Genomic DNA, 25,971 nt, shown 5'->3' on the forward strand with positions numbered 1-25,971 from the left:
TCTGGATGATCCTTCCATTCCTGGCGCCTTCGCTTGCCATGTCGGGCGCAATGGCGAGGCCCATCACGCGCGCGGATGCCATGCGCGCTGCGATCCACCCCGTTGCGACAAACGCGGATATGCAAAGATGGCTGTCCCGCGTGCCCGTAACCAAGGATTTTCCTCCGGATTTCGCTGCGACATTGGGAGGTGAGGCCTCGCTCTTCATCATCGAGATGACGACGGCGCCCGGATGTCTGCCCTGCGCGGACCTCTGGGCAAAGTTGGCGCAATATTCCCGGCATTATCATTGGCAGGTCCGCACCATCGGCGGCGACGAGGCCTTGCTGCGTTCCGGCCGGCTCGGCCTCCCCTGGGTCGGGCATCCGGTAGCATGGATCCGTCCCGTCGCCGATGCTGATCGCATCATCCCGATCGCGATCGGCACCGACCACGGCGTCAACCTGGCGCGCAATGCCTATCTCGCGGCCAAGATGCTGACGGGCGTGCGTCCGGCGGTCGGGCTTCGCGCGATGGCCAGGTTCACCGGCATCGTTGGAGCAGTTGATCGCGTTGGCGCGACAGTGAGGTCTTCCAGATGATCGGCAGCACGCACGCATCAAACTCCCGACATTCCCAGGCGGAAGCAACCCGACCGCCTGTCCATCAACCTAGCAATTTCGGATCATTGATCCAAATTTGCGAGGTTATTTCCCACGTCCGACCATCCTTGAAAATGCCGCGCATGGCGGGCCGGCATCTTCGCCTTCTCATTCCAAGAGGAAGCCCGCCATGCCTTCGCTCCGTCCTCGCTGTGCGCTGATCGCGCTCGGCCTGCTCGCCACCTGCGGCACGACCACGCCTGCATACGCCCAGGGCTGGGCGGAAAGCTGGTTCGACAATGTGACCTATACCTCGCCCGGCTCCTTCGAGGACCAGACGCGCGGCTATGTGACGGCGGGCGGCATGTCCGGGCGGGTAGATGTCCATGACGATTATCTGATGTCGCTCACCCTCCCCAAGGTGAAAGCCGGATGCGGCGGTATCGATATGTTCCTTGGGGGCATGTCGTTCCTCGACCCGGACTATCTGGTCCAGAAGTTGGAGAGCATCCTTCAGGCCGCGCCTGCGGTCGCATTCCAATATTTGCTCGAAACCCTCGACGAGAAAATGGGCAATATCATCTCGAAGATGGAAGCGGCGACCAATTACCTGAACTCCATCCAGGTCAATGACTGCCGTCTTTCCAATCGAATGGTGCAGATCGCCAAGGGCGACGACAATATGTCGGGCATCATCGAGGAGATGACCGGCTACAAGTCGGTGAAGGAAGGTTTCGCGAAAAGCTACCAGCAGAGCCGCGAGAAGATCCAGGCGAACCAGAATAATCCGACCGAGGATCTGAAGGACGCGCTCGCCAACTGCCCGGCCGAGGTGACCGATATCTTCCGTACCGGCTCGCTTCTCTCCCATGCCGCGACGCGGGTGGGCGCGGGCGATTGGGCGGGCGTGATGCGCGCCCGGGTGGGCGACGTCTATATGCGCTGGGACGCGACCGACAAGGTGCCGATCTTCTCGGCCATCCCCGCCTGCCCGCATCAGGACAGCGACAGTCCGCAGGATTTTCTCGCAGGCAAGGTCCAGAGCCGTTCGCTCAACATACCGCCGTCTGCCGCGGACTGCGTCCCGGACGGCGGCAAAGGGGCACTGGAACTTGCCCGGACACGGATGCAGTCGATCGCCACCAAGATCCGCACGCGCGCCGCGTTGACGGCCGAAGAGCGCCAATTTGTCGCCAATGTCCGCACGCTGCCGGTCTATCGCATGCTGGAATGGGGGGTGCGTGAGGGCGTGCCCGATTCCGTGATCGCCGACACCGACGAACTGGTGGCGCTCACCCTCGCCTATCAGATGCTCAACGATCTCACCCGATCGATCGATTTTGCGGTTTCCAATGCCGAACGGGGCGCGAGCGCCGCAGGCGCGGCCGATGCCGGCAACGCCAATATCTGCCAGACCCGCATTCTCTCCAAGGGCATCGAGCAGCTGAGGGATTTGCGCGAGGAGGTGCTGCGTCAGCGCGCGCAGATGCGGCAGAGCTATATGGCCGCGCTCAATCAGGCCAACCTTTCCGCCAATTATGCCGGGCTGCTGCGCACGCGGGATCGCGATGCGCGCGACACCGCCGGCACCGCTTCGAACAACAATCGATGAACCCTTTGGAGGCACCGCCCATGCGCCGCCTGTTTCGCTCGGCCCTTGCCCTGCCGCTCGCTTTGGCGGCAACGCCCGCGCGGGCTCTGGAGTCCAGTTTTCACACCTATGACGGCTTTGCCGAAACGGTGGATGCGTTCCGCCTGGTCTCGATGATCTTCGGCGATCCGCGCTATGAAACGCTGGTGCTGATCTGCGCGGTCGTGGGGATCGCGCTCGGCGTTGTGATCGCTTCGTTCCGGGGCCAGGGCATGGGGCTGGTTGCGTTCGGGTTCCAGATGCTGATCGGCATTGGCCTCTTCGTCGGCCTGGTCGCGACCACAGGTACGGTCCATGTCTATGACCGGGTCCGCAATGCCTATCAGCCGGTCGGCGATGTCCCCAATCTCATCGTGCTGGTGGCAGGTGTCACCAACCTCATGGAGCGGGCGCTCGCCGAGACGATCGACGACAACACCACCGACCCCAACGCCAAGCTGGAATTTGGCGCGGGCGGCCATGCCTTTGATCTCTTTCTGAACGCCGTTTCCCCACGCGGCCCGATGACCGACACCTTCCTCGACGCGACCATCAAGGACTATGTCCGGCAATGCTATCCGGTCGCCCGCGTCTCGCCAGCCTATGGCGTCGATGATGATCAGCTGTTCCGGGGTACGACGGACCTGCCCGCCTCCTTTGCGGCCATGGCCGGACCGGCGACCTTCAGCACCGTCTTCACCTCGGCCGATAAGGGCGGCACGACGATGAGCTGCCAGGAGGCCTGGGATCATATACAGTCCCGCCTCAGCGATCCGACGCTGTTCGACAACTATGCCCGCCAAGTCTGCCAGAGCAGCGGCTATGATGTCGCCGATGGTAACCAGCTGGCGCGGTGCCGCACGCGTCTTGGGCAGCTCGGCGACGGGATGATGGGTACGCCCCTCACCCTTCAGGCCTTCTTTGCCGATGTGCTGCTGGGCAGCAGCGTCGGCGATGTGCTGTTCGAGGATAGTCCGGCGACAGCGGCACGGGTGATGGCGAACCGGGCGGTGGTGTCGAGCGGGCTGTCCACCATGTCAGTGGCCAATCAATGGATGCCCACGATCCGCGCCACGGTGTTCGGGATCATGCTGTTCATGATGCCGATCGCCCTGCTGTTCATCCTGACGCCCATCAATCTGCGCGTTGCCAGTTTCGCCCTTGGCCTGTTCGTGTTCGTGGCGCTCTGGGGCGTCATCGATGCGGGCATCTATCAGCTGACCCTAGGCCGGGCGATGGCGGTGCTGGCCGAAATGCGATCCAATCATGTCGCCGCCAATGCGTGGATGCTGGCGCCGTCCGCCGCGCTGAAGGCCCTTGCGATCTTTGGATCGTTCCGGACCGCGGCCGCTGGGCTGGCTGGCGCGTTCGTGTTCACCGTGTTCCGCTTCTCCGGCAATGTGTTCTCGTCCTTCACCGGCGGCGCGCTTCAGGCGCAGGGCCAGGGCACGGCGGCAGCGACGCCCCTGATGACGCGGGAAGGCTTTGCCTCGGCGCTCGAAGCCCAGGCATCGGCCTCCGGCACGATGGCCCGCAGGGGCATGGCGTCGAACTTTGGAGATTTTGGGGAGCGCACGACGTTCAGCAGCAATCGGGCGTTCGGCGCGGCCGGAACCGTCTTGGGCGAGCATAGTGGCGGCCTCGCGGGCGGCAGCGCCTTCGCGCTGGGTGGCATCGACGCCGCGCGAGAACTGGGCGGCATCTCCCCTGCCCTAGTCGGGCGCGATCTCAGCAATCCGGCAACCGCTCAAGCGGTCCGGGCGAATGCGACGACGGGCGCCATCCATAATTTTGCCGAGAAGGATGCGTTGCGGGCACTCGGCACGACCTATTTTGGCGAGGGGCAATCGGGTGAGCGAGCCTTTGCGGCGTTCGCTCAGAATATGGTGCAATGGAAGGCGTTCGGTGACCAGCGCGCCTATGACATGATGCTGTCTGGCACGCAGCGGCATTTTGAGCGCAGCGGCTATGATGCCAGGGACGCGGCGCTCAAGGCGTCGACGCTCATCGGTCAGGCTTCGGCCGATCCAACCTTCGCCAAGATCACCGCCAACGCCTTCGATCAGGAGCAGATGTTGCGGAACGATCTGACGGGCGCGCAGGTGCAGGTCGGGGCGATGGAGGGCCGCCGGGATTATGCCGGTGATCATGTGGCAGCGACCGAGCGTAGCAATGTCGCCACCGAGCAGGCCTGGCGCACGGGCAACAATGCCGGTCACCGCAGCGCCGCCTCGATGCTCGGCCTGTCGCTCGATGAAACCAGCCGCCGTATCGGGTTCATCAATGCCTTGTCTGGCGAAGCGCGCTCCACGGCCATTACGCAGCTCTCCCGCGCGACTGGGCGCAATGAGGCGCAGGTGATGCGGGCGCTTGAAAGCTATAATGCCGCGACCCAGGTCGGGACCGCCGATGGCGCGACGGCCGAAGCGGCGCGCGAGGGCACCAGCGTCTATGGCCGTACCCGCGAGGCCGCCGGATATGATTTTGCCGAGCGGTCGGGCAAGCTCGACGCGCAGCGCGAGGTCGGGCTGGATGGAACGCGGTCTGCGGCCAGGATCGGCGAACAGCGCCGGGAAGCTGAGAATTTCGGATTTGCGCAAGGCGCTGCGGCCGCCGGCGCAACGGTGCGGGAAGCGGCGCGTCTCGACAGCTTTATCCAGGCCTTGAGCCGCACGGCGGGCAATCAGGTCGATATGGCCGAAGGTGGCGCGGAAGGCGTTGCCGATCGGGCGCGCAATGAGCGGCTCACCGGCATTGTCGACAAGGAGCGTCTCACCCGCATGCAAGGCCTTCTCCGTGAGAACGGCATTGGCCTCTCGAAGCGGCAGATTGCGATGGACCAGAATGGCGATCTCAACCTTAATCTGACGCCTGATACTGCCGCGCAGATGTGGCGGGCTGGACTGATCAATGAAAGCCAGCTGGGTGCGATTGCCGGTGGCGGGCGGGCGCGGTTCAGCTTTGCCCATAATGATCTGCTGGTCTCGAGCAGCACCGGGTTCAGCCGATCGGCGCGGTCCGACACCAGCACGCGGTTCGAAGCGGGCAAGCAGGCCGGGCCAGATACGGTCGAGCATTTTCTGGGCGGGGGTGCAGAGGGGCATGCCATGATGGCCAATTGGCTCAAGGGCGGGTTCGAGATGGACCGGAAGGGCAACTGGCGCCTCAAACCGCAGGTGGCTGACACGCTCCAGCGGGACGTCCAGGCGATCATGGTGCAGACAGGATGGACACGATCGCTATCCCGAAGCGCGAGTCATCAGGTGAGCAACCGGTCATCTTTTGGCACCAACATTGGAGGATCGGTGGAAAGTACAAGCGGCGCGAACCGTAGCATGCGACAGACACGCGGTAGTGTCGGTGGCCAGGTCGGGTTTGAAACATCTGACGCAGGCACTGGGGTCACTGACGCTCGAGCGAGCACTGACATTGTGAATTACGATGTACGTGAAGCGATCGCTGCGGCCGAACGCGCGGTTTCCCGATCATCTCGACCGGCTGACGAGTTTACTCGAGAATTGGGCCACCAAATCCTTGGCAACGAGGGTCTCCGTAACCGCTATCTCATTCAAGCTGATGCGGCTCGGGGAACACTGGATCTAACGGCACCTCTAACGTCCGTCGAACAGCATCAGATTTTAAAGAGTGGACGCTTCAGCGCTGATCGCCAGTCGGGAATGGGCGACGGCGATCCTGACTTCAAAGCCCGCTAATGGATCCCTCTCACATGTTCATTTCGCCAAGCTTCGCTCATTGGATTGCCTGGGTGCCAGTAGTAACTCGAATCGGTAGGATCGGTTGGGTCCATTTTTCGAAACGGATATCCACTCCGGCCAAAGTTGCTGAAGGAATCTTGCTCCGTCCCATCACTATCACCCGCAGCAAAATTGTGGTGAATCCATTCCTTGAAAAAGCCGAAACCCAGTACCGGTACGATCACAAACGGATGAAGTAATGCGCCGACCGGCACGACAATCGCGCCTGGAAGCAGATAGCCGGGCACCGCAAGGATTACAGCCCAGAATATCGCCGCTAATCCCAACCAGAGTTTGGCGTACCATGGATGCCAAAACCAATCCCTCGCCCGGGGTGACGCGTTTCTGGGATGACCATTTTCCGCGTTCGAATGGGGCGCATTCTGCTCTGCCATGGGTTCCTCGCTTCGCCACCACGATAGCATATCAAGTCATTCAGATCACACACAATCGTTCCCAAATTCGTGCCAATCCACTCCTCCTTCCTCCTGCTCACCTTCCAACACCGGGCGGCTAGCAACCCGTTTCCGAATACAGAGAGTGACGCAGCGATCTCGCCATTGCCTGGCCAGATTGGCTTGGTCCATGGCCCGTGTCATTGCCGCGTGTGCCGCGCGCTTCTATGAGAGAAGCTGCTTTAATAATTTATTCGAGGCGAGGGGATCATGCCGACACTCCGCTTCCCGCTTTTGCAGGGGGATAATGACCGGACCGCCTTGATCGATGGTGAGCGCCGCGTGACTTATGGTGCGCTCCACGGCCTTGCGGACCGCCTTGCTACCGGATTGCTGGAGGGAAAAGTAGATCTGGAGGAAGAACGCATTGCCTTCTTCCTGCCCGCCAGCACCGACTATGCGGCTGTGATGCACGGCGTCTGGCGCGCGGGCGGGATCGCCGTTCCCTTGAATGTCGGCGCGACCATTGCCGAACTGGATCATTATCTTAGCTGCGCGCGGGTGACCCGGCTGATCGCCCAAACCGAGCATCATGCCATGCTGGGCGAATTGTGCGCGAAACTGGACATCCGTCTATTGCAGCCGGCCGAACTCATGGCCGGTGAAGCAGGCGTCCTGCCGGCTATTGCCGATGAGCGCCGCGCGATGATGGTCTTCACCAGCGGCACCACCAGCAAGCCCAAGGGCGTGGTGACGACCCATGGCAATATCCGGGCGCAGATCACCGTGCTTCTGGACGCCTGGGGCTGGTCGGACAGCGATACTATCCCCCTGTTCCTGCCGCTGCATCATGTCCATGGCATCATCAACGTACTGAGCTGCGGCCTATGGGCGGGCGGGACGGTGCATCTCTTCCCTCGGTTCGACGCGCCCGCCGTCGCCGCCCATGTCGCGGCGGGCGACTATTCGGTATTCATGGCGGTGCCGACCATCTATGTGAAGCTGCTCGACCATCTCGACAGCCTGGAAGAGGGTGAGGCGAAAAGGGTCTGCGACGGCTTTGCCGCCATGCGCCTGAACGTGTCCGGCTCAGCGGCCTGTCCGGTTCCATTGTTCGAGCAGTGGCGGGCACGCACCGGCCAGGTGCTGCTCGAACGCTACGGCATGACCGAGATCGGCATGGCCCTGTCCAACCCCCTTCATGGCGAACGGCGGGCGGGGCATGTCGGCCAGCCCTTGCCGGGAGTCGAGGTGCGTCTCTACGGTGAGAATGAGCAGCCCATCGCGGAAGAGGGGCAGCCGGGCGAGATTCGCGTCAAAGGACCCAATGTCTTCCTCGAATATTGGGACAATGAACGATCCACACGGGACAGCTTCCGTGACGGCTGGTTCTGCACCGGCGACATGGCGGTAATCGAGCGGGACTATTACCGGATCATGGGACGGACCTCGATCGATATCATCAAGTCGGGCGGCTATAAATTATCGGCGCTTGAAATCGAGGCGGTGTTGCTCGCCCATCCCGCCGTTGCCGAGGTCGCCGTTATCGGGACCGAGGATGCGACCTGGGGCGAAGTCGTGGCAGCCTTCATCGTGCCACGGCCGGGTCACAAAGCGGACGCCGAGGAGATCATTGGCTGGTCCACGGGGCAATTGTCTGCCTACAAGATCCCGCGACTCATCCATTTCGTCGACAGCCTGCCCCGCAATGCCATGGGCAAGGTTACCAAGCCGGACCTGAAGACGATACTCAGGGCCGCTTCAGCGCGAGCTTCCTAGGATGGGCCAACTTCTTGATGGAGGCGATTGCGGCATCATGCGGACGGGCCGTTTTCCGGCAAAGGCTGGGACATTCGCGACAGTCAGGTTCGGAGCGCGACAGCGTCGAAATCGACCGTCGCGCGAGAGCGGGCCGACGTCCGTTCGCGCCACCATAGCCGCCGTTCAGGGTTCCTTGCAGAACATCCAAAACCGGCCGTCCATAAATCGAGGGCAATTGCGTCGTTTGTCAGCTGTTCGCCGTTCTGCTGCGCTTCCGTCCTTAAAAGGCCTGGGAACTTCTCAAAATTCGACCTTTATCATGGCCATCTCACCGGTCCAACTGAACATCTTTCAGATGTATGTGGCGCTTTGCGGCCCAGGTTTCTGGCTGCGGCGAACAACTTGGGAAAATACTTGTGCAAGAGTGGTCGGAATGTGCAAACTTTTGGGCCGGCACCATATTTCTGTAATCCGCCGGTCTTAGCTGAAATTTACACGCTCGATGGCAGGCTGAAGGAAGAGCTGGCTAGGCTTCCGACAGCAAGCACCTGCAAACCTGGCGGCAAATCGACCCACCCGCTTGGGCTTCACACATCCTCCTACGTTCATGGGACGACACGGCAGTAGCGGCGAACTGAACCGCCCCGGGATTGCCGGAGGCCCTAACTCCTGAGAGGAAGGGTCTACGATGAGCAAGACGACGAACAAGTTTGCACCGGAGGTTCGTGAGCGGGCCGTCCGCATGGTGCTGGACCACGAAGGCGACCATCCGTCCCGCTGGGCGGCGATCATATCCATTGCCGAGAAGATCGGCTGTTCGGGGCACACGCTGCTAGAGTGGGTAAAGAAGGCTGAGGTGAACAGCGGCAAACGTCCTGGCGTTCCCACCGAACTGGCAGACCGTTTGAAGGCGCTGGAGCGCGAGAACCGTGAGCTTCGCCAGGCCAACGAGATTCTGCGCAAGGCGTCGGCATATTTTGCCCAGGCGGAGCTCGACCGCCCGTTCAAGCGATGACTGCCTTCATTGACGAGCATCGGGATGAGTATGGGGTCGAGCCGATCTGCCGGGTTCTGCCGATCGCCCCATCCACCTATCATGAACGTGTGGCATCGCGACGCGATCCCTCGCGCCTGTCACCACGTGTCCAGCGTGATGAGGCCATGAAGCCCGAGGTTCGGCGCGTGTTCGATGCCAACTTCAAGGTCTACGGCGTGCGCAAGGTGTGGCGGCAGATGCAGCGGGAGGGCTTTGATATTGCCCGCTGCACAGTGGAGCGGTTGATGCGTGATTTGGGCCTGCAGGGCGTGATCCGGGGCAAGCCGGTGAAGACGACGATCAGCGACAAGGCGGCTCCGTGTCCGCTCGATCAGGTCAACCGTCAGTTCCATGCGCCGGCACCGAACATGCTGTGGGTGTCGGACTTCACCTATGTCGCGACGTGGTCGGGGTTCGTCTACGTGGCCTTCGTGATCGACGTATACGCCCGCTATATTGTGGGCTGGCGGGTGAGCAGGACGGCCCATGCCAGCTTTGTGCTCGACGCCCTGGAGCAGGCAATCCATGATCGGCGACCAGTTCATCATGGCGGCCTGATCCACCACAGCGACCGCGGCAGCCAATATGTCTCGATCAAGTATACCGAGCGCCTTGCCGAGGCTGGGATCGAGCCATCGGTCGGGAGTGTGGGCGACAGTTATGACAACGCCTTGGCGGAGACCATCAACGGCCTTTACAAGGCCGAGGTGATCCACCGGCGAGGACCGTGGCGATCCTTTGAAGCCGTTGAATACGCCACTCTCGAATGGGTAGACTGGTTCAACAACCGGCGGTTGCTCGCGCCCATTGGCAACATCCCGCCTGCCGAAGCCGAGGAGCGCTACTACGCCATGCTGGACGAAACACCCATGGCCGCATAATTTAAACCAAATGGCCTCCGGCAATCCCGGGGCGGTTCAAACCTTGCTCGGCACGATGGCGAGAAGATCACTTCAAATGACAATCAAGCAACACGCGTCGAGCTTAGCATGCCTTACGCCTGAAACGACAAGCGAAGTTTATCAGTGCCCATTGGGGTGCTGCGAAAAAGGTTTGGTGGATCGCGGCGGACAATAAGATGGCCTTGACCAAGGCCATCGGAGGTGGCTTGATTATTATTGTAAAATGAGCGGCATTTGTTTTTATATGGAGGGGCGCTGATGGACGAACAAACATTGAACCGCGTGAATAGCGATAGACTCCAGTCGCGCCAGGTCGACGAGCTGATCGGCTTAGCTCGAGGCTTGATCGCTGACGGATCGATCAATTCTGCTGAAGTCCACTTCCTTGAGAAATGGTTGGTAGCGAATCTCTCGGTCAGCCAGCAACCACTCATTGCTACCTTGTATAATCGAGTTAGGGCCATTCTAGCGGACGGCGTCGCCAATCCTGAGGAGTGCAACGACTTGTTTGCTGCGTTGAGTGCGTTTACCGCCGGCGATGCTGAACTGGGTGAAGCGTCCAAAGCATCCTCACTTCCACTCTGTCATCCTGCGCCGAGTGTCAGGTTTGAGGGTATGGCGCATTGCTTCACTGGGACATTCAGTTTTGGACAACGGAAACATTGCGAGGAGGCAGTGATATCCCGGGGCGGGACAGGCGGAAGTCTCACGAAGGCAACTAATTACCTGGTGATCGGCGCATATGCCACCGAGTCGTGGAAGCATTCATCATTTGGAAATAAAATTATCAAAGCGGTCGAGATGCGAAGCGCCGGGGCTTCCATTTCCATTATCGCTGAGGAGCATTGGGTAAAGTATCTCTAGTTGTTTCCCCTTATATCCGTCCATCTACTTTCGCCAACATTGTAGCTCGCGCGGTCTCCGGGCAAGCGCATTTCGCTAAAGGTGCGGCAGGTACCGTTCAGGAACAGTCGACATCATCGAATATCGATCGGGCCGTCTTCTCGGCTGGCTTCGGTATTGACGCATCCTCAACGGATGAGGTTGTCACGATGTGGCTCCAATCGGCGTCGTCCTCGGACTCCTTGTCACGCTCCTCCTTGCGTTCCTCGAGGTGCTCGATGGACCGTTTAATCTTCATACGGGCGTCATCGATCAGGTCTGCCCCGTCGTCGTCGACCTTCAAATCCTCAAGTATTGTAAGCGCATGGGCGATCTTCTCGAAATGGCTCTCCGGATCTTCATCGAGGTCTGCGTCGTTGGCAATCTCGGAGATCCTGTCGTCGATCTCGGGCAATCGTTGGGCGCGGAGAGTCATACCGAGGCGTACGAGGCGGTCGGCAGGAATCAACTCTAGTATCGCGGAGTTGTCGAAGAACGAGAGGTCGAACTCATTGATCGCCGCGCTTTCGAGTGCGTCGGCGGCGCACTCGCGCAGATCGTCGTTGAGCAATCGCGCGCGATGAGCCCGCCCATGGGTCACCATCTTGGGACTGTTCGCAATCACTGTTGTCGCCCATGTGTTGCGCTTGAGTATGTCCGGATCGCGCCGGATCAGCTTTTCGAAGACGACGTCGCTTGCTCGATAGGCAAGAAATATAAACAAAGACCAAGTGCGGTCGATTTCGTCAGGAGTCAAAGCGAGACGTTCGACCAATGTGTCATCGAGGCTCGGTGGGATCGACAGTGCGTCGGGGATGTCGCGTGCCCCTTCGCACGTGAAGCCGGACAAGACCGTATCGATCGTGGCCCCGCGCAGCAGAGCCGCCATCATAAAAGGCTTCTCGCTCAGAATCTCGGTCAGTGCGTCTGCAATGGTCGGATGGGCGAAGGTCCAGATCGTAGCCGTGCCGCTACCGGACGCCTTGAGGAACGATCCCTTGAGATCGGCGAAGGCATCCTGAATTTGCGGCAGGCAAAACCTAGTCAACTCCGCGACCGCGGTCGCCGCTTCCTGATCGAAGCCGGTGATCTTGAAGGCTCCCTGATGAACATAGACCAGGATAAGCGCCGCCTGCAGCACGGGTTCGAGCGCGTTGACGGTGTCGATGAGATGCTCACGCGGCTCCCGCATGAAGCGGACCAGAGAGGCTTCTCGCGGCGCGAGGCTCTTGGTGAAATTGGGGTCCCCGAGACGTTCGGCGATGCCGGGTAGGAATTCCTCGACGGCGGCGACAGCGTCGAGGTGCGGCTTGACGCTCGATTTCCAGCTTTGGGTTTGGCCGCCGTAATTGACGTGGTTATACAGGATCTGCGCCTTTTCCTCTGCGGTCAGCGCACCAACATCGACGACGGCGCGTCCATCGGCAAAGAAAGGCAAGTTGCGTTGGCCGAGGCGCCGGCGCGCCGCTTCATAGATGTGCTTTCGCGAAGTCAGAAGGAAACGATTGCCGTGCCCAATTGCCGCGCGAAGCTTGGCAAAAGCGGATGTCCAGTCCTGAACGAAATCCTCGCGCACCTGGTTTGAACCAAAGGCATCGTCGATCCAGAAGAACCGGCCGGGATCGCTCGGATTCCAGCCCGCTTCAAAATCGCGAGGGCTCGTCAGCGCAAGGACGGTATTGTTGGGGTTCTCCGAGGCGATGGTCGAGATGATGGCACCGATCGCGGATTTTCCGCTCGAAGGGTTGCCGAGCAGGAGTACGATGCCATGATCTCCGATCGCCCTCACCGCATCGCGATGAGCCCGGGTCGGAACATAGGTCTTGAGCTTGGGTATCCAGTTGTCCAGCAGCGCGCGGCTTTGCTGGGTCAAGCGTTCGTCGATGATCGCAGTTAGGTCGCCCAGCCCGTAAACCTGGGGCACCAGCGCGCGTAGCCGCGCGCTGCTCCTGATGGTGCGAACGACATATTGGCGTCCGAGGATATGGGGTTTGCGGACGCCGAGTTCGCGAAGGCGAGCACGGATTTCCATGGCAACGCCTGCATCGACGCCCATGTTCGTCATGAAGATGTAGGTGTCGGCTTGGCCCTGCGCGACCAGCTCGCGAACATGGTCGACTTCGGCGTTGAGATCACTGCTACGCAGCGCCTTGCCGGCATCGGACGTATGCTTGCATTGCACCGTACCGATCGACGGCGACGCCGGGTCGTCGGCAGGGATGAGGAAGACTGCATCTTGGCCGCCGTCCTGCGCCTCACGAAAAATCTCGACCGGCCGGTGGAGCATCACCTCGCAAATCTGGGAGCAGAGGTCCTGAAAGGCGCGCCAGCCGATCGTATGAAGCGCCAGGTCCGACCATGGTCCGACGGCGGCCCGATCCGGTGATCGCAGCTGAACATCCGCCCCGATATCGCTCACCCCGTTCATCTGCTTAACTTAGCTCCAAAAAATGCCGCGCATCCATGCCCTTCATAACTATGGCATGAAGGGCGAGTGGTGTTACATTATTGATCCATGACAGTCACTAAGACCAAGCTCACGACGCTGCGCACCGTCTATCCTCCGATTTCCAATGCCGATGCCGTGCGATTGATGCGGATTCCGGCGGTGGAAGCGATGCTGCGAACCAGCGACTTCTATATGATAGGCGGCAGGGCCCAGGCCCGAATGCTCGACCCGCAGTTCAACCTCGACGAAAACGTCATCGAATTCAACTTTGTGGTCGGCGATCGCCCGCCCTCGCGGGTTCGGATCGCGTTGCAGGAACTGCCGGGCGTCATTGATCTGCGCGGCAAGGACTTCCTGATCGAGTTCGACGATGCCGGCAGCGGCTTCAGGGTCTGGGACGGCCCACCGCACGAGAACGGTTCGGACGTCGTGGAGTGGTTCACGACCGAGAAGTTGCTGTGGGATCGGTCGCGCGCAAGGCCCGGCATCCATGGGCTGAATGATGTCCGGGAGCTCGCCACCTATGACCTGCTGTATGTCGGCATTGCGAAGAAGGGCGACAGTTTCGATCGTCTGCTCGCGCGGGGACACAAGGCGCGGCAGGAGATTCTCGCCAACGAACCGCAGCGCTACCCAGGCGCACGGGTTTCCGACGAGACGTTCTTGTTCCTATTCGAGACCGATCCGTTGATCATGCAGACGTTCGAGCACGAGTTCGATGAGTTGGAGCTGAGCGGCGATTATGACGCCAAGCGGATCGTTTCCGACGCCGAGAAAGCGTTCGTGAGCTTGCTGAAGCCGGAATATAATGTAGAGAAGTTCGCCAATTATCCCAAGGGGCGGGACGGCCTCTACGGGACCGGATTTCGCCGCTACGGCTATGTCATCGGCGAGCAGATGGCGTTCAACACCGCACATGGCACCGTACGAGGAGGAGTCCGCCCTGACGGCATGATCAGTAATGACGCTGACGCGATCTTCGTCGAAGGCGAGACCGTGACCTTCTTCAGGTCCGGCGTCGATTTCCCGACGGAAGACGGATCGCTTGCTGAGCCATAGCGAGCCCAACTGGCTTCGCCCGCCTGAACCGACTTACGTGAAGACGATCAACAGGATAACCCAGCATCCGCGCAGGCGGCGCGATTGAAGGCCTGACTGGCTATGCGAAACCAGCATCCCATCAACATGCGTATCGTCAGGATGCCCGGCCGGCTTCAGTAAAACGTAGGAGTCTGACAGACGGTTGTCTGAACCCCGTACCAAAATATCTTAGTGCGAGACGGAGACGGTCATATCCGAAAGCTTCGATAATGGTCTCCACGAGCAGCTCCTTATGATCGAGAAGTGCCACGGCCCTGGATTTGAAGGCTTCAGAAGTCTCCAGAAAGCCACAGTCCTTCAGAAGCGAGCGTGCCTGATCGACAAGCTCCCCGTCGGTCGCGATATGCGTTCTCAGCCATGCCATAAGCAGCCTGCGCTTGAAGGGTAGGCCGGTGCGATCCAATAACAGCCACTGCGGGAACAACTCTTCCCATTCCTGTCTTGAGCCTGCGTTCCAATAATCCGGATCCTTCCGCTCGAAGCCAGACTGGCGCGGCACGATCACGAGATGCTCAAGGCTATTCTCTATTAGGCCGATCGATTGCTGCATAGCATGGTCGAGTCCAATCAGCTGGGGCACACCCTCGACCCAATAACGATGAAGATGCAGTAGTTCATGGATCACGGCCGCTTCGGGCACCGTCGCGAAATCCTTGACCAGCAGCACGGCGGTATAATCGTTGATATCGAGACCGGCGGTGATACTCTCGAATGGTGCCTCACCCGGATGCAGCGCTCGGGCAGTGAGCGTTCCGTCCGTTTTCTCGAGTATGTCATCCATCAATTTCACGGTCTCAGCGCTCAGACGGGCTTTTAAAGAAAAAAGGTCGTTGTTCATCACATTATCCGAGCACCATGACATGCTGCCTATGCCGAGCGACGTAAACTTTCGAGATCACCGGGGAGATCCGGGTATATCGCCGACAAAGCCGTCGTTCCCGGTAAAAGTCAGCCCTTCAAGAGCCGCCTTATGTTCAGGTCGCGCGCATGACTAGAATTGGCCGGTCAAGGAGATCGGCTAGATCGCGATGCGGGGAGGTAAAAGCCCGAAAGGGGGCAACGGAAGGGCAGCTAGCGTCGTCCATGGCTATAACTCTATCGCTCGGCGCCGAGGGCGCGATTGTTTGGACGGTGGACCCCGAAGAGCAGCCAAAACGCTTCGGCGGTCGGCATCAGCGCGTCAGTGTCGATCCGCTCGACGATATGCTGCCCGAGCAGGACATTGTTCCGGAACGCCACCGCAGTCGGATAGCCGTCACCAACGATCATGCGAAAACCCTTCGCGCCCACGATGCTGGTCAGGATCACCCAAGGGCCGTCAATGCCCTGCTGGCGCAGCTGTATCTGAGTCGCGTTCGTCATCGCCATGAGACCCTGCTCGAACGTGGTCGGCCAGACTGTGCGGCGCTCCTCGCCATTGTATTCGCGAACGCCGCCGATGACGAAGGCTGAGTCCGTCCGCCCGTTGCGATAGGTCAGCGCATAGGAGCCAACCCGGCCTTCCTCACCGATCGGCGCGTGCATCAGGACGCCCTCAATCGTGTCGAGCGCGGTGAACGCACCGACCCGAACCGGCACCACCGCATTTTCGCGTGTCACCGCGATCCGGCGCTCCTCGCGGAAAAGCCCGAGCGGCGCGACCGAGATCACCGCGACCGGCGCCTGTTCGATCGCGAACGGCATATCGACGCCCTGCGCTGCTGCGATCGCCTCGGCATGGAGCTGGCGAAACTGCTGGGGGAGTTGCGCGGCCTCGGTGAAGGCATGCCGAAGATCGTGGACGTCGAGTTCATATTTGCCGCGGCTATTGCGCCCGTAAAAGCGGGCACCATTCTTAAAGGTGACACGGTGGGGCGCGCTAAGGCTGCCGGGAATGCGCAGCACTAGGGCGCCGCGCCCATTGGCGAGTAGCACCCATCTGGTCCTGACGCCAATCAGGCGCGGCTCGACACCGGTCTGGAGCTTACCTTCGAGCCTCAGGATTACAGCATCGGGATCATCGACTTCCACACCGGGAAGATCGGCTGCCGCGCCACTGGTCTCGCCCAGTCCGTAGATGATATCCCCGCCTTGGGCATTGGCGAAGGCGGTCACATCTGCGAGAAACTCTCGGGACGCCTCGTCGCCGCCGCCCGGCAGCTCACGTTTGAACTCTAGGTCACGGCCTTCGGAGACCTGGTTGTCAATCAGGCGCTGCAGCGCGGCTTCGTCGATCTCGTCGATGGGCTGTTCGATCATAATGGACTCAAGTCTTGCTGGAGGACGGCGCGGTCTAGCGATGGATGGGGAGCGCTCCCACTGGAAGCAGCGCCTACCCCCATTTCGGACCGCTAGTGATAGCGTCGAAACTCGGGCGATATTGCCCGAACCTCCAAAAAGCAAAAGTAAGGTAAGTGGGCTTAGCCTGACAGGGCCACACCAGACGCAATTCCCGTCCCGATGGCCCACAGTGTAATGATCAATGATCTTCCAAATGCTTGCCGGACGGTGTGTTGCGGTTTGCACCGCTTCGATTTACCTGATTTGCTCATAGGCCTCTCCTTTCTCCTCTGCTTGTGAGGCAGTTCACCAACGTAGTTCAGGGCTGACAGGCCCAGGATTGTTAGAAGACCACCGAGACAGGCGATTGCCGAAGGAATCGAACCTCCACCTACTAGACCTATCAGGCTAAACCCACTTCCAACCCCACGATAGCAAATACAGCGGGTTATTGGCAATAGGCCGCTCCATATCGGTCTCCGCCAACATTTCCGACAGTTGGTCGCGCATTTGAGTGTCCCGATAGCGGTCATTCGCTCAGCAGCCCTTTCCTCAAGTGGAAGGTAGAATTGGCAACCCCTTCCGCTTCGCCCCCTTGTCGGACGCTCAACGTCCCAAGCTTAGTTCTAAGAGCCAAAAGCCCGCTCTTCCTTTGTCAATTTTGTCTGAATTTCGGATGTTGTTCTACTGGACTATTCTGATCGCTTCGTGAATTGTGATCCACAAATTGGGGGACTACATGAACGAAGACGGCGCGCGTCCTGCGCGGGATATCCATCTGCTTACGACCGACGCCGTGCTCGCCGATCTGGTAAGTGGCCGCGAGGTAATCGTGCGCGACAACGACCGATATTCGCTCGATAGCGACGGCGCGCGCTCGGTGCTCGACTGGTATCGCGAGAACGGCGGCAGGTGGGCAGCGAATCAGAATGCTGCCGACATTGAGGCGATCATCGATGCTGTCGACGGAGTTCCACCTGCGATTGCGACCGATGCGAATCCGGCACCGACGGTCGCAGGCCGTAGGCTGACGCTGAAGCGGATGGTCGCGCATCGTTTCGCGGGCTTACATGTATACGGGCGACTGACAGATGCGCCCGACACGTTCGTCTTCACACCAACTGCAAGCGTCACCCTTTTTGAAGGCGCGAACGGCTCAGGCAAGACCTCAATCCTAAATGCGATGATCTGGTGTCTCACCGGCAATCTGATCCGGTCCCAGCGCGAACCGGAGTCGGGAATGACCGAGTTTGCATGCGAAATTACTCACCCGGACGACACTGTTACTTTGCATCAGATGTCTTCGGTGACGCCTATGCCAAATTTCGGCAGCGAGCTGCCAGAGGATGGCAAGCCCATCCCAGCGGACACTTGGGTGGAGTTGACCTTCGTCGATGCTGATGGGAACGAGCTTCCACCAGTCCGCCGCCACCAGACCCGCAACCAGCGTGGCAAGCTGCAGGAGGCCGAACCCGATCTTGACGCGCTTGGACTCGACCCGATCGCGTGGCGCATTGCGACGACGATGCCAGCGATGCTGCCTTTCCTGTCGGTGGGTTCGGCATCGCAGCTCGGTCAGGCCGTGGCGCGGCTGACTGGCCTCGCGAACCTAGTCGATCTCGCGAAGCACGCCGGCAACGCCGCCACCCGGATTTCGACTCGTAGAATCAAGGAAATCGAGGCGGAGATCGCGCAGGTCGCGAGTCGATATGGGGAATCCGTCAGCGACCTGAAGACGATACTGTCCGAGAACTCCGACATCGCTTTCGAGGGCGAGGTGCCCGTTATCGATGCTGCCGACACAGAGCAGCGTCTCGTTGATATCGCGACCCACTTCTCCGACGCGAAGGCGGCAGGTCTTGCAACGGCCCGGACTGTGCTGGGCGAAGGCTTCGACCCGCAGGTCAAGGCGGATAGAGACGATCTCGAGCGCAACATCCGTCCGGCCATCGAGCAGTTGGCGCGGGTGAAGGATCTGCCGTCGATCAGCCGTCTGACGAGCCTTCCGGCTGACGAGCAGCAGCTGGCCGACATGCGCGAGTGGTTCGCCCAGATCGATCGTGAGGCAGCCACTCTCGCCGAACTCGCCGACAATCCCGACCGCGCGAAGCGGGCGCAACTCTACGCTATGGTGTCGAGTTGGATCCATCGTCATGAGCATCCTGCCGATGGTCGCTGCCCGGTGTGCACCGGCGACCTCGTTGGCGCACGTGATCCCGTGACCGGGGAGCCTGTGGCGGACCAGATCGCCGGGGCGCAGGTGAATCGCGAGTTGGTTGCGCAGACCGTTAGGCAGTGGGCTGCCAAGTGGCACGGTCAATTGCTCGAGCACCTCCCCGAGGCGATTGCTGCTGAGGCCCGCAAGGAGCTGCCGTCGCGGCCCGTCGATTTGGTGATTACCGGCATGACCACCGAGCTTTACGCGACCGATGGATTCCGTGGAACGCTCGGTGCGCTCGCGCAGGACAGCGATCTGCTCGTCGAGGAGACGGCGGCAAGTCTTCCGCCCTTCGATGAACCAGCGGAGCGGACGTTGCCGCCGGGCATCGCCGAGCCTGCGGACGCGCTGCTGGACCTGATGAAGCGCGTCGACCGCGCGATCGCGTTCGCGAACTGGCGCAAGGCGCATGCTGCCGCGCTCAGCGCGTTCATCCAGACTGTGAGGCGGGGCGACGAGGATTCGCCGGATGCGGATCGCGCCATCGGTCGTCGGCTGAAAACGCTGCTCTCGATTATTGAGAGCGTGGCGCCGCTTAACCAGGCCGGAATCTTCGTATCCCGGCTGGAGGCGGCGCGCGCCGAGCGATCCGGCAAGGTCGATCGGATCGCGCAGTGCGGCCGCGCCGTAACCGCGCTCGAAATGTTGGTTCCGCTCGGCACGCTTGCGCAGGCCCAAGTCGACAGTCTGCGCTCGACCCTGCAAACGCGTTCCGATCACTGGCGCAGCGCGATGTATCAAAACGCCACCACATACGCGCCGGATCTCACCGGCACGGTCATGGACGCCAAGGGTGTGCTCGGACTGCAGGTTGGGCGAGACGGCGTGAACGCTCCTGCCCAGCACATCTCGAACGCCTCTGCGCTTCGTGGTGCGCTGCTCGGCTTCTTCCTTGCCTTCCGTGAGTACGTCCTCCGGCAGCGCGGCGGCCTGACGACGCTGGTCCTTGACGATCCGCAGGAGTTGCTCGACAACGACAACCGCGAGCGGCTAGCCCGCGGACTGTCCGGGCTGGCATCGTCGGCCCAGCTTCTGATCACCACACATGATCGAAAGTTCGCCCGCTGCCTCGTCGCCGAGCATCGCGAAGGCTCGGAGCATCTGTCCGTCCATCCCGTGAATTCGGTGCATCCTACGGTGTTCGTCGCGCCAGCGCAGGAGGAGGTCGATCGAAAGCGTGGCGTGTTTCTGGATTCGCCTGATAACCATGCTGCCGCGCAGGACTATGCGTCGGATCTGCGCGTGTTCCTTGAGGCCCGCCTTGGCGATCTGTTCGACAGCATTGCCCACCCTGCATACACCACCACGACGAAGGCGGTCACGCTCATGCCGCTCGTTGATCGCCTGCGCGGAATGGTCGGTGGCGGCTCAGGCGAACTGTTCCAACATCCGCTGGTGAAGCAGTTCGCGAACGACCCAGCGTTCGCGGAGGGAGCCGACGCCCGTCGCGTCCTGAACCAGTCACATCACGACAAGACTTCCATCACCTATATGGATGTCGACCGCCTGAAGCAGACCTTTGCGCAGCTTCGGACCAACGTCGAAAAGGTGCACGAGCAGTTCCGCCTGCACCGGTGGCGCGAGCCGCTCGAAACCTCGACCGGCGGGACAAACGTGGTGGCGCTTCGGCCCCTCGCCCCTCCGGTCATCGCCGTGCCGATTTGCCCCGACATCGCCGCGTTCATGGGTTCGGCGCCGTCTGGCGGCTCGCAGGATGTGTCGGAAGACAGCCTCGACGGCACGTGGTTCCAGGGGAAGTCGCTCTACTACGTGCGCGGTGAGAGCCTTGGCTTCGCAATTCCCCCGGGTTCGGCCGCGATCGTCGAGTGCGAGCCCTACCCCGGCCGCGACCACAACCTTGTGATCGCGCGCCACAAGAAGCACACTTTCGCGCGGCGGATCGCGCGCTCTCCGAACGCCATCGGCGTCTCGCTTTCGGCCCAGATGCCGGATCCGAGGGATAGCCGCGCGACAATGACCTACGACGACAGTGCGGTGCGCCTGTATCGTATCGTCGGCGCGGTGTTCACCGACATGCCACCGCCTGCCGGCGGCGGCGAGGCGACGCCGATCGAAACCGTACCAGAACTCGATACGGTTCAGATCGCGTATCGTGTGAAGGAGGACAGCGCGATCCCACTGGCGCTGCCCGGCCAAGTGATTCTCGGCGGCGCCGAGCTGACGCCGGCCCAGCTCGATGGCTGGACGGGCAAGCTGGCGGCGGTGACGCTCGCTGACGGCACCAGCATCTTCAAGCGCGTGGGCAGCCGGCTGCCCGGTGCGCTGGGTCATCTCCGGCAATTCGAGACGATTGGCGGCCTAGGTTCCTCGATGGTCGTCGCCACCGAAGCTGTAAGCGATGTCGGTGATGTTCCCCTGATGACCTCCGCCCGTCGCGTCGTGGGGGTGCTGTACGACGCCGTGTAGAGCCTATGTGTCCGCCTGTTCGACGTGAATATGGGAGGTAATTTCGTCCTGATGACGTCTGGGAGGGGGGCGTAGTTGGCATAACGTTCCTCCCTGAATGAACGTTCGGATGTTTTACTGGGCGGGTTAAAGGAGACCTTCCGGATCGTCCGACAAAACGGACATGATGACCGGCCCGAGCGCGGCAATGAAATGTCCGCTGCCGGTGAGCGATATTTGGCCGCTGAGCGGCGAGGAAGGGTCGTTAAAACCCAATCTCGCCCAGGCAGGCCGATGCCTGCCTGACATAGCTGTCGCCGAACAAGCGGGCGTGCACGAGCAGCGGCCATAAGCGATATATGGGTTGCCGCTCACGCCACCCTTCTTCGAGACCACAGGCTTCGTAGAATGCGACCGGAGGATTGTCGAACAAGCTGAGCATCGCCAAATCGACTTCCCGGTGGCCGTAATAGGCTGCCGGATCGATCAAGCCGGATATGCTGACGTCGCTGACCAGAATGTTTCCGCCCCAAAGATCGCCATGAAGCAAGGCGGCCGGCGGATGGTCCGGCAGGAACTCGCCCAACCGCCGGACCAGTTCCTCAAGGCGATCCCCCAAATGGCGATCAATATGGGGAAGATGGCAGCGCAGCCGGTTGTCGCCCCAGAATTCGATCCAGCTGCTTTTCCGACCGTTCAGAATGGCCACGGTTTCGAAGGAATAATCAGAGTCCCAACCATAGGCGCCGGCGGTTGGCAGATGCAGATGATCGAGAATGTCCGCAAGGTTTGCCCATGCACGGGCAAGCCGCCCCGCAGCGGGCAGATCCTCCAGGATCAGCAATTCGGCTTCCATCGCGAGGATCGTCGGCGTCGGCACGCCCCTTCCGCGCAGCGCCTCCAGCATCGTGGCTTCGACGGCCACCAGCGAGCCGGTCTTCGCGATCGCCGTCCCCCCACCGACCAAACCAAGCCGGCTGACCGACGAAAGGCTGCCGCCGGAAATTTGCGTCACGCTTTCGACACGAGCCCCCAGCAAATGGCCCGCCCGCACAAATATCGACCTCACACAGCGATCCCTTATTATCTCCGGTCAGTGATAGGCGCTTTGCGCTGTCAGGCATAGCGACGACGGACGGCCCAAACCGTGCCAGGACGCTTCTCCCATGCGCCGACCGGCCCTTGATTGGCGATTGTAAAAGCGGCACAATATGGGCGCGGGCAGACCGGGACAGGAGCTTGGTTTGCTATGGACGATATGAGTGAGCAATTTCTGCGCCTCAGGGCGGTGATCCAGAAAACCGGGAAGCCCAAGGCTTCCATCTATCGCGACATCCATCTGGGCACGTTTCCCGCGCCCGAAAAAATAGGCGCCAGGGCAGTGGCCTGGCGCCTGTCGCGGATCATGCGATGGATGCGATCTCCCGCCAATTACCAGGACGACTGAAACCAGCCCAGCGCTTCGACCGGCTTCTTCTTCGGGGTCTTGTCCTCGATGACGATAGCCTTCGAAGCGCGCTCGGCGTCATCGAGATAGTCCGCCCACCATTTCATCATCTTCCGGCGGGGATCGAGATAGAGCGCGGCGTTGTAAACGCTCCGCACCCCTTGCGGCACATGGGCAAGCTGCATCTCGATCCAGTCGGCGTTAAAGAGCGTCGATTCATTCAATATGGTGCTGGCGACCGAACGGAAGCCATGGACGGTCGCCTTGTCCCCGACGCCCAAACGCCGCAGTAGGACCAGCATGCGGCTCGAACTGATCGTGTCATCGTTGTTGCCGATGACCGGGAAAAGATATTGCCCGAACCGCTCGTTGCCGAACTTTCCGTAGACATTGAGTTCCCTGAGTTCGCGGAGCAGCTCGACGGCCTGTGGCGGCAGCGGCACCAGATGCTCCAGTTGCATCTTCATGCGCTCGGCGGGAATGCGCCACAGCGGCTTGGGTCCGCCCAGGCCTTCGAACTCGCTCCATTGGGCGTGGCGGGTTTCCTGCGTGCGCACCATGGTGAGAATGGTCCACCGCAGGGCAAGATGGCTGAGCCGTGAGCCGGAATCGGCGTTGAGCGCCGCATAGAAGCGCGGCAGTTCCGAGATCGGAACCTTGGAGCGATGCTTGACCCGCGCCCGCTTGCGCATCACTGAGCCGAGGTCGGTACAGGGATCGGACATGACGCGGCCGCTGGGGATGCCATAGCGGAAAATCTCGCTGCAATAGCCCCGGACGCGATGGGCCATTTCGAGCGCGCCGCGATCCTGGATCTGCTGCAAGGCTTCGAGCATCATCTGCGGGATGATCGCCCGGACCTTCTTCTTGCCGATGACGGGGAAGATATCCGCCTCAAGCCGCCGCTCGATGACGCCGGCATAGCGGGCAGACCACCCTTCCCGTTTCACGGCGAGCCATTCCTCGGCCAGTTGCTGGAAGGTCGTGTTCTCGGCCTTCACCTCATATTTCTTCAGGAGGCGGATGTGGGCCGGGTCTTTCCCCTCGGCGAGGAGCGCCTTCATCTCCTCGCGCCATACCCGCGCGCGGTCGATGCTGACCTCGGGATAGGTGCCGCCCTTGAGCGTCTTCTGCCTGTAGTCGAAGCGGTAGGAAAGGCGCCACTGGGCCTTGCCGTTGGGCAGGACGCAGATGTGCAGGCCGCCGCCATCGGCTTTCTTGACGGGGCGTTCGGAGGGTAAAATCGATTGAATGAGACTGTTGGTCAGCACCGGTCAGGACTCCTGAAAACGGTGCGTGGGATTTGAAATCCTGTTCCAAAGACCAACAAAAAGACCAACAAATCCCATGCAAACCACCTGAGCGGTCATGATCCCATAGGAGACCATGTTACATGAGATAACTGCTTGAAAACAGCAGTTTTTTTGGCGACCTCTTGAAACTTTGTTGGTCCATTTGGACCAAAGTTTGGTTGCGGGAGCAGGCTGCTTAACTGCAATAAGAGTGCGGAGAAACCTCAGCGTTACTCAATTACAAATAGAGCCAAACAAATTCAAAATGATTTCGATCCACAATACATCGCACCTATTTTAATTAACAATATTATCAAAAGATAATTTCGTGAATAAACGAAGCAAATAAACGGCGCTTACGATACAAGGCAATGATCGAAAAGATAGGCAATCCCAAAGCTTCGATCTGTCTCGACATAAATTTTAACGAGTTTCCGCCCCCAGTGGGGGTCGGCGCCAGAGCGATACCTGGCGCCTCTCCACATATTTTGATCAATGCAGGTTCTAGCGGCCTACCAGGACGATTGAAACCAGTCGAGTGAGCCTACAGCGCTTTTTTTCTGCTTAGGCGTCGCCATGCTTTCTATGGAAATCGCAGCGGAGGCGCGTTCCGCACTTTCCAAATAATTCGCCCACCAGATTAACATTTCGCGACGCTGCTTGAGATAAAGGGCTGAATTGTAAACGGCGCGAACTCCTGATGGTGCATGGGCGAGTTGAAGTTCTATCCAGTCTGGCAGAAATATCCCGGCTTCGTTCAGAACCGTACTTGCTACCGAGCGAAATCCGTGGACCGTCGAGCCGGGCGAGATATTAATTCGCTTCATGACTACCATCATACGGTTACAGCTAATTATATCGTCTTCGTTGCCCACGACAGGGAACAGATATCGTCCAAATCGCTCATTCCCGTGTCTTCCGTAGACATTGAGTTCCCTGATTTCACGGAGCAACGCGATAGCTTGAGGGGGAAGTGGAACGAGATGTTCTTGCCGCATTTTCATGCGTTCTGGCGGGATCCTCCATATCGGCTCGGTACCTCCGAGCCCCTCAAACTCGTGCCATTGCGCAAATCGCGTTTCCTGTGTCCGAACCATCGTTAGGATGGTCCAACGGAGCGCTAGATGGCTTAGGCGGGATCCTGTGTCTGCGTTGAGCGCTACATAAAACCGCGGAAGCTCGTTAAGGGGAATTTTTCCCCTGTGTTTCACCACCCGCTTACGCAGCGCGAGTGCCAGATCACGACATGGATCGGTTATCACCCTCCCATCGGGGATACCGTACTTAAAAATGTCACTACAATAACTCCGGAGTCGTCGCGCAACTTCGCTTGCGTCGCGTTCTTCAACACGTTTTAAGATCTCAAGAACCATTCGAGGCAAGATTGCACGCGCAGGAATTCTTCCAAGATATGGAAAGATATCTCGCTTTAACCTTCCTTCGACGCGCAGCGAGTGACGCGGCGACCATTCTTTACGCTTAATTTCGAGCCATTCTTGAGCCAACTCGAAAAAAGTGATGCGAGCAGCCTCATCCTCATATTTCTGATTGCGCTTGAGCTCGGCAGGGTCTTTGCCCTCGCTGATAAAATTTTTCAAATGATCGCGCCAAGCACGGGCCTGTTGAATGCTGACTGCAGGATAGGATCCACCTGCAGCCGTCTTCTGCTTATGATCAAATCGATATGCCAGCCGCCATTGAATTTGGCCGTCAGGTGCTACACAGACATGGAGGCCTCCACCGTCCGATTTTTTTATCGGCCTTGTGGTTGGAAGAAGCGATTGGATGACATCATCGGTCAGCACCGAACAGAACTCCTGTATCGATGCGCGAAACTCAAAATCCCTTGAGCGATAC

At 60.1% G+C, this 25,971-nt stretch carries 16 protein-coding genes and 1 other annotated feature; of the genes, 9 read left to right on the top strand and 7 right to left on the bottom strand.

Going from position 1 to position 25,971, the window contains the following annotated elements; genetic code table 11:
* Positions 1–119: 119 nt before the first annotated feature.
* From HUK72_RS19520 to HUK72_RS19530, 3 genes are all read left to right on the top strand, one after another.
* Positions 120–581 (top strand): hypothetical protein, encoded by a 462-nt coding sequence (locus HUK72_RS19520; RefSeq protein ID WP_369806017.1) that lies wholly within the window; start codon positions 120–122, stop codon positions 579–581.
* A gap of 190 nt (positions 582–771) precedes the next feature.
* A complete protein-coding gene (locus HUK72_RS19525; RefSeq protein ID WP_169575768.1) occupies positions 772–2,193 on the top strand; it encodes a conjugal transfer protein TraH in 1,422 nt (473 codons plus the stop codon).
* 20 nt (positions 2,194–2,213) lie between these two features.
* Positions 2,214–5,924, top strand: a complete 3,711-nt coding sequence (locus tag HUK72_RS19530) for a conjugal transfer protein TraG N-terminal domain-containing protein (RefSeq protein ID WP_087575904.1) — start codon at positions 2,214–2,216, stop codon at positions 5,922–5,924.
* Here HUK72_RS19530 and HUK72_RS19535 read toward each other — a convergent pair.
* Complete coding sequence (locus tag HUK72_RS19535) at positions 5,921–6,361, bottom strand: PrgI family protein (protein WP_140404647.1); 441 nt, start codon at positions 6,359–6,361, stop codon at positions 5,921–5,923. The two genes, HUK72_RS19530 and HUK72_RS19535, sit on opposite strands and share 4 nt — an antisense overlap.
* A gap of 270 nt (positions 6,362–6,631) precedes the next feature.
* Between HUK72_RS19535 and HUK72_RS19540 the strand changes: the two genes are divergently transcribed.
* The 3 genes from HUK72_RS19540 to HUK72_RS19550 all read left to right on the top strand — a co-directional run bounded on the left by HUK72_RS19540 (position 6,632) and on the right by HUK72_RS19550 (position 10,924).
* Entirely contained in the window at positions 6,632–8,140 is a 1,509-nt protein-coding gene (locus HUK72_RS19540) for an acyl-CoA synthetase (protein ID WP_087575905.1), read from the top strand.
* A 670-nt stretch (positions 8,141–8,810) separates the two neighbouring features.
* A protein-coding gene (locus HUK72_RS19545) for an IS3 family transposase (RefSeq protein ID WP_169576924.1) occupies positions 8,811–10,039 on the top strand; the annotation gives its coding sequence in 2 pieces (ribosomal slippage) (positions 8,811–9,099 and positions 9,099–10,039; 1,230 coding nt in all).
* Positions 9,092–9,208: a sequence feature (AL1L pseudoknot), on the top strand. It overlaps the preceding gene by 117 nt.
* A 279-nt stretch (positions 10,040–10,318) precedes the next feature.
* Positions 10,319–10,924 carry a BRCT domain-containing protein gene (locus HUK72_RS19550; protein ID WP_176598286.1) on the top strand — a complete coding sequence of 202 codons (606 nt, stop codon included), beginning with the start codon at positions 10,319–10,321 and terminating at the stop codon, positions 10,922–10,924.
* A 97-nt stretch (positions 10,925–11,021) separates the two neighbouring features.
* Here the strand turns inward: HUK72_RS19550 and HUK72_RS19555 are convergent, their stop codons facing one another.
* Entirely contained in the window at positions 11,022–13,370 is a 2,349-nt protein-coding gene (locus tag HUK72_RS19555) for a restriction endonuclease (protein ID WP_176598287.1), read from the bottom strand.
* Between the two features lie 165 nt (positions 13,371–13,535).
* On the opposite strand from HUK72_RS19555, the gene HUK72_RS19560 reads away from it, so the two are divergent.
* Entirely contained in the window at positions 13,536–14,450 is a 915-nt protein-coding gene (locus HUK72_RS19560) for a hypothetical protein (protein WP_218036177.1), read from the top strand.
* Positions 14,451–14,586: 136 nt separating this feature from the next.
* On the opposite strand, the gene HUK72_RS19565 is transcribed toward HUK72_RS19560, so the two are convergent.
* Together HUK72_RS19565 and HUK72_RS19570 are read right to left on the bottom strand one after the other, a co-directional pair.
* Positions 14,587–15,330, bottom strand: coding sequence for a hypothetical protein (locus tag HUK72_RS19565; protein ID WP_176598289.1), 744 nt, complete (start codon positions 15,328–15,330; stop codon positions 14,587–14,589).
* A gap of 257 nt (positions 15,331–15,587) precedes the next feature.
* Positions 15,588–16,730, bottom strand: a complete 1,143-nt coding sequence (locus HUK72_RS19570; protein ID WP_176598290.1) for a helix-turn-helix domain-containing protein — start codon at positions 16,728–16,730, stop codon at positions 15,588–15,590.
* A 760-nt stretch (positions 16,731–17,490) separates the two neighbouring features.
* Here HUK72_RS19570 and HUK72_RS19575 point away from each other — a divergent pair.
* On the top strand, positions 17,491–21,396 hold the full coding sequence (locus tag HUK72_RS19575) for an ATP-binding protein (RefSeq protein ID WP_176598291.1): 3,906 nt from the start codon (positions 17,491–17,493) through the stop codon (positions 21,394–21,396).
* A gap of 244 nt (positions 21,397–21,640) precedes the next feature.
* Here the strand turns inward: HUK72_RS19575 and HUK72_RS19580 are convergent, their stop codons facing one another.
* Positions 21,641–22,444 carry a fructosamine kinase family protein gene (locus HUK72_RS19580; RefSeq protein WP_087574513.1) on the bottom strand — a complete coding sequence of 268 codons (804 nt, stop codon included), beginning with the start codon at positions 22,442–22,444 and terminating at the stop codon, positions 21,641–21,643.
* A 180-nt stretch (positions 22,445–22,624) separates the two neighbouring features.
* On the opposite strand from HUK72_RS19580, the gene HUK72_RS19585 reads away from it, so the two are divergent.
* A complete protein-coding gene (locus tag HUK72_RS19585; RefSeq protein WP_066563399.1) occupies positions 22,625–22,822 on the top strand; it encodes an AlpA family transcriptional regulator in 198 nt (65 codons plus the stop codon).
* On the opposite strand, the gene HUK72_RS19590 is transcribed toward HUK72_RS19585, so the two are convergent.
* Positions 22,807–24,093, bottom strand: coding sequence for an integrase arm-type DNA-binding domain-containing protein (locus HUK72_RS19590; protein ID WP_169575761.1), 1,287 nt, complete (start codon positions 24,091–24,093; stop codon positions 22,807–22,809). The two genes, HUK72_RS19585 and HUK72_RS19590, sit on opposite strands and share 16 nt — an antisense overlap.
* Positions 24,094–24,626: 533 nt before the next feature.
* Positions 24,627–25,919, bottom strand: coding sequence for an integrase arm-type DNA-binding domain-containing protein (locus tag HUK72_RS19595; RefSeq protein ID WP_082749164.1), 1,293 nt, complete (start codon positions 25,917–25,919; stop codon positions 24,627–24,629).
* Positions 25,920–25,971 lie beyond the last annotated feature (52 nt).

Source organism: Sphingobium sp. 15-1 (assembly GCF_013375535.1).
GTDB classification, from domain to species: domain Bacteria; phylum Pseudomonadota; class Alphaproteobacteria; order Sphingomonadales; family Sphingomonadaceae; genus Sphingobium; species Sphingobium aromaticivastans.